General features: G+C 41.0%; 5 protein-coding genes and 1 pseudogene. 3 read left to right on the forward strand and 3 right to left on the reverse strand.

Annotated features, from left to right (window positions below; genetic code table 11):
* The 3 genes and pseudogenes from AC058W_RS10225 to AC058W_RS10235 all read left to right on the forward strand — a co-directional run.
* Positions 1-233, forward strand: a pseudogene (locus AC058W_RS10225) (Xaa-His dipeptidase); the annotation flags it as partial.
* A 47-nt stretch (positions 234-280) separates the two neighbouring features.
* Entirely contained in the window at positions 281-1,198 is a 918-nt protein-coding gene (locus AC058W_RS10230; protein WP_479390051.1) for an aldo/keto reductase, read from the forward strand.
* A gap of 82 nt (positions 1,199-1,280) precedes the next feature.
* Entirely contained in the window at positions 1,281-2,588 is a 1,308-nt protein-coding gene (locus tag AC058W_RS10235; protein ID WP_479390052.1) for an L-cysteine desulfidase family protein, read from the forward strand.
* Between the two features lie 182 nt (positions 2,589-2,770).
* Here AC058W_RS10235 and aroD read toward each other — a convergent pair whose 3' ends face one another.
* From aroD to AC058W_RS10250, 3 genes are all read right to left on the reverse strand, one after another.
* Entirely contained in the window at positions 2,771-3,532 is a 762-nt protein-coding gene (aroD, locus tag AC058W_RS10240) for a type I 3-dehydroquinate dehydratase (RefSeq protein WP_118247993.1), read from the reverse strand.
* A 415-nt stretch (positions 3,533-3,947) separates the two neighbouring features.
* Positions 3,948-4,826, reverse strand: coding sequence for a shikimate dehydrogenase (locus AC058W_RS10245; protein WP_117674808.1), 879 nt, complete (start codon positions 4,824-4,826; stop codon positions 3,948-3,950).
* 51 nt (positions 4,827-4,877) lie between these two features.
* On the reverse strand, positions 4,878-5,596 hold a 719-nt coding region (locus AC058W_RS10250; protein ID WP_479390053.1), incomplete at its 5' end, for an FAD-dependent oxidoreductase.

The raw sequence follows: 5,596 nt of genomic DNA on the forward strand, positions 1-5,596 counted from the left end.
TTCACGGCAGACCATTTGTTATGGGAGGAGGAACTTATGCGAGGAAAATTCCCAATGCAGTGGCATTTGGCCCTGGACAGGAGCGAAATCTAGACAGGCTCGGACTTCCAAAAGGACATGGAAACTGTCATTGTGCAGATGAAGCGGAATTGTTTGAAAATCTGAAGAATGCAGTGAAAATATATGTTTTTGCACTTAAAAAACTGGACAAAAGAATAAAAGAAATACGTTAACTAAAGAGAAATACATAAATTAAGTATAATACAGGAGGATACAAAAAATGAAAATGTTTCAGATTAGTGACAAAATAGACAATGTATCAAGAATTGGAATTGGATGCATGAGAATTACAGGTTTATCTGATGAAAAAGCGGTAAGGAGTCTGACTGAAGGAGCACTGGAGTGTGGAATTAACTTTTTTGATCATGCAGATATTTATGCAGGCGGAGAAGCCGAAACGGTATTTGGAAATGCGCTGACACCTCAGTTGCGTGAAAAGATGGTGATTCAGACAAAATGTGCCATACGTCCGGGTATCTGTTATGATTTTTCAAAGGAATATATTCTGAATTCTGTAGATGGAAGTTTGAAACGTTTAAAAACAGATTATGTAGATATATTACTTCTTCATCGTCCAGATGCGTTGATGGAGCCGGAAGAGGTAGCAGAAGCATTTGAAATTCTGGAAAAAAGCGGAAAAGTAAAAGCATTTGGTGTAAGCAATCACAATCCGATGCAGATTGAATTATTAAATCAATACTGTGGTGGAAAAATCTGTATTAATCAGATACAGTTTTCAGCAGTTCACTGTCCAACTATTGATGCAGGACTAAATGTAAACATACATAATGATGCAGGATGTAATCGTGATGGTGGTATTATCGAGTATGCAAGACTGAAGAAAATGACATTGCAGGCATGGTCTCCGTTCCAGTATGGAATGTTTGAAGGAATATTTATTGGAAACGAGAAATTTCCGGAACTGAATAAAGTGTTAGATCGTCTGGCAGAGAAATATGGGGTAACACAGAATGCAATCGCAGTTGCGTGGATTATGCGTCATCCTGCAGGAATCCAGACAATTGTAGGAAGTACAAATCTGAAAAGAATTCAGGATATAAGTAAAGCATCCGATATTGTTCTGAGCCGTGAAGAATGGTATGAAATTTATCTTGCAGCAGGAAAAATGCTGCCGTAAGAAAAAACATATCATCTAAATTAGATGGTAAAGAACTTTGCTTGACAGTTAGGAGAAGAGAGAGCGCATTCATGGAAAAAAAGTGTATGAGAGTTATCTGGAGATTCTCAGAGAAGAACTTGTTCCTGCTCTGGGATGTACGGAACCTATTGCGATTGCATATGCAACAGCAACAGCAGCTTCTGTGCTGGAAAAAGTGATAAAAACAGATGATGATGGAAATAAAAAATATGATGGACATTTAAATCTTTATTGCAGTGGAAATATAATAAAAAATGTAAAAAGTGTTACAGTACCAAATTCAGGAGGAATGAGGGGCATTGAAGCTGCTGCAGTTCTTGGAATGGTTGGTGGTCAGGCAGAACGAAAACTGGAAGTATTGGAAGGAATTACAGAAACTGAACGCATTCAGACAGCAAAACTTCTCGAAACACAATTCTGTACATGTTATCTTGAAGAAGGAGTAGAGAATCTTTATATCCGTGCAGAACTTACACAAAATGGACATAGAGCAGTTGTGGTTATAGAAAATAAACATACGAATATTGTTCTAATCAAAAAAGACGATGAGATACTATTGGAAAAGAGGGGCTTTCAGCAGAAAAAAACAGAGAAAAAACAGGATAAAAGAGATTTGTTGAATGTAGCAGATATTCTGGAGTTTGCAGAAATTGTGGATATAAAAGAGATAGAGGAAGTCATAGGACGCCAGATTGTCATGAATACAGCAATTTCTGAAGAAGGTCTGCGTAATCATTACGGAGCAGAAGTGGGACGTACCCTGCTTCGAGCATATGGTGATGATGTTAAAGTACGTGCCAGAGCAAAGGCGGCAGCTGGATCTGATGCAAGAATGAATGGATGCTCTATGCCAGTAGTTATTAATTCCGGGAGCGGAAATCAGGGAATGACCTGTTCTCTACCAGTCATCGAATACGCCAGAGAACTTAAAGTTTCTAAAGAGAAAATGTATCGTGCACTGGTTGTAAGCAACTTAATAGCGATTCACCAGAAAACTTATATTGGAAGTCTGTCAGCTTACTGTGGAGCAGTAAGTGCCGCATGTGGAGCAGGAGCTGCCATATCCTGGTTAAACGGTGGTGATTACAATGCAATATCTAAAACAATCACAAATGCTCTTGCAAATACAAGTGGCATTGTATGTGATGGAGCTAAGTCTTCATGTGCTGCTAAAATCGCTTCAGCAGTAGATGCAGCAATTATGGCATACGCTCTGGAGGATGCAGATCATTGTTTTCAGGCAGGCGAGGGATTGGTACGTGATAATGTTGAGGATACAATCCGAAATATGGGATACGTAGGAAGAGTTGGAATGAAAGATACAGATGTTACAATCCTGAATTTGATGATCGATCAGAAAAAAGTATAAAAACAAAGGACCTGTCAGGTTTCGACAGGTTCTTTGTCATGGGAATTTTAAGGAGTATTATTTGAGCAAATATTTATTTGCCGTATATCTCATGGGATAGCAATCATCTGTTGCCGGATATGAGTGATACCAGGCGACTATAGGCAAGAATAACATCTGATATCACATCATTCATCAACAGATCACAGACTGCTGTGAATAATATCCAGCACCTGCTTTAATTCATTCACACCGATTTGTCCCGGTGCGGAAGCTTTGGAAGCAGCGCCGAAGGTGAGAGCGGAACCGAATGTCTCACCTGTCAGGCGGCTGATAACGCCTGTTCCTGCCATGGACATGGTAATGATCGGGCGGTCTGCATATTTCTCAGACATTTCCAGAGTAGCAGAGAGGAGTGTAAGAACATCCTGCTTGCAGGTCGGCATAACAGCCATTTTCGGAATATCAGCACCGAAATCCTGCATCATGCGAAGACGTCTGATAATCTCATCCTTCTCCGGAGTCTTAAAGAAATCATGGTTAGAAGCGATTACTTTCACACCTGCCTCATGAGCAGCGTTGATAATTGTTTTTACAACGTCATCACCGGTAAAAGCTTCCACATCAATTAAATCTACATAGCCACTCTGGGCTGCGGCAATATTTAAAGCAGCATAATCACTTACAGAGATCTCCTTCTCCCCGCCCTCTTTAGAAGTACGGAATGTAAGGAGAACAGGAATGTCTTTTAAAACTTCCTGAAGTTCTTTAGCGGTCTCTAATACTTTCTCAGTAGCAAAGACATCATCGAACCAGTCAACACGCCATTCAACCACATCAACCGGAAGAGTGGTAATCTTTTTTGCTTCTTCGAGAATGTCTGTTTTTGTTCTTCCTACGATGGGAACGCAGATCTTAGGTCTGCCTTCACCGATCACAGTGTTTTTTACCTGAACTGTGTTCATCTGTTTATCCTCATATTTTCTGTTATATTGGAAGTTCTGTGAAATACTGAACCTAATCCGGTCAGGTAAATTCTTTGCTTTAACCCAATCAGGTAATCCTCTGGTTTAATTGCAAAAAGCAATAAACAGTAGACTGGGATTTGCTATAATATAAGCCGCATCCGCAGTATTTTATAGAACTATTATAAGAATAACCGTAACATAAGCCTGATCAACAGGCTTTTGATTCTATACATATACACGCTTGAAAGCAAACTGCAGGATATGCACATTCTGCGCGGAGTAAATATATCAGTACATCTCCTGCAGTACGCCGAAAAGCGGTATATATCAAATATTATGTGTGGAAAGATCGGTGAAATGATCTGTTCTGCATCACAATATAAGATATCATTACTGAAGATACCATCAGGTATCAGTCATCATAGGAGATGTGAAGAATCTCTTTCATATGTTCAATAGGCATTGGTTCGCCTGTCCATAACTCAAATGCAGCAGAGCCCTGGAATAACATCATTCCCAGACCGTTCATTGTCTTGCACCCTGCCTCTTTTGCCATAGAACGCATCTTTGTCTCCAGCGGAGAGTAAGGAACATCAATAACGACCAGCTCAGGACGGAAGTAAGATTTGTCCGGAACAACGGACTGTCCTTCCAGTGGTTTCATTCCCACACCTGTAGCATTGACAAAGATAAAACTGTCATCCATCTCAGCTTTCAGTTTATCAAGGTCTGCCAGATCATAAAGAACTGCATGGCAGGATGTCTTTGTGTTGATCTTCTCTACTGTGGATACTGCACGATCCCAGAATTCATCCTTGCGGTTGAAGATTGTAATCTCAGCAACGCCATCCAAAGCAGCCTGGATTTCGATAGCAGTAGCAGCACCACCTGCACCGACGATGGTCATTTTCTTTCCGATCACGTCAATATCATTATCTTTCAGGGCAGACATAAATCCGATACCGTCAGTGATATGACCTGTAAGATGGCCGTTGTCATTTACGATTGTGTTAACTGCACCGCATAATTCTGCAGCAGGAGAAAGCTCATCCAGGTATTTTCCAACCAGAGTTTTGTTTGGCATGGAAACATTGGATCCTCTCATTTTCAGAGTACGGATTGCTTTTACTGCATCCTCAATTTCATCTGCGCCAACCTCGAAAGCAAGGTAAGCGTAGTCATACCCGAGTTTTGCAAAAGCCTCATTCTGCATTGCAGGAGAGCTGGAGTGACGGATCGGGTAAGCCATCAGACCGATTAATTCAGTATGTCCGGTAATTCTTTCAGCCATTATAATATCCCCTTTTGTATTTTGTTGTAAAGTATTTTGTTGTAAAGGTTTTTATTGAAGGTATCCCATCTGAGTCAGTGTATTAAGGATATTTCTTCCTTCCAGAGTTCCGTCGATGATCCTTCTTGCACGTTTGCTGTCTCCGATGTTCAGGATCTCAACATCATCAGAAACAAAAGCATCGGAAAGCTCTGCGAAAAGCTGTCCCTGAGCTCTCATACCAAGACATACGAATCCGTAGTCAAATGGAAGCTCACGTTCACCTTCTGCATCTTTTACAAGAAAAGAGCTGTCTTTTACTTCCTGAAGAGCTGTCTTTGTAAGCTGGGCCACATGATGTTTCTTCATCTGGTCTTTCATGTCATTCTTTGTAACAGGATCCAGGTCACGTCCAATCTGATCCATCATCTCCACGATAGAAATCTCAGCATTTCTTGCTGCAAAGAATTCCACAACATCAAGACCAACAGCGCCGCCGCCCACAACAACAACCTTCTTGCCTGTCATATCTTCCGGATAATCATTGATGTGATTAATCATTCCCAGGATAGAAGCGACCTTGCTGCCTTCTTTGTCAATGCGGTCGTGAAGTCCTTTGATCGGAGGAAGCAGTGGTGCGGAACCTGTGGAGCTTACGATCAGGTTCGGATGGAACTTGCGGATATTTTCCGGTGTTCCTTCTGTGTTTGTGAAGATATAAAGATTCTCAAGCTGCTCTGCTCTGTGAATCAGATAGTTCGGGAAATCAGCCAGACGCTTCTTTGCAGGAA

This window comes from Blautia sp. CGZ-1-C1 (genome assembly GCF_056504575.1).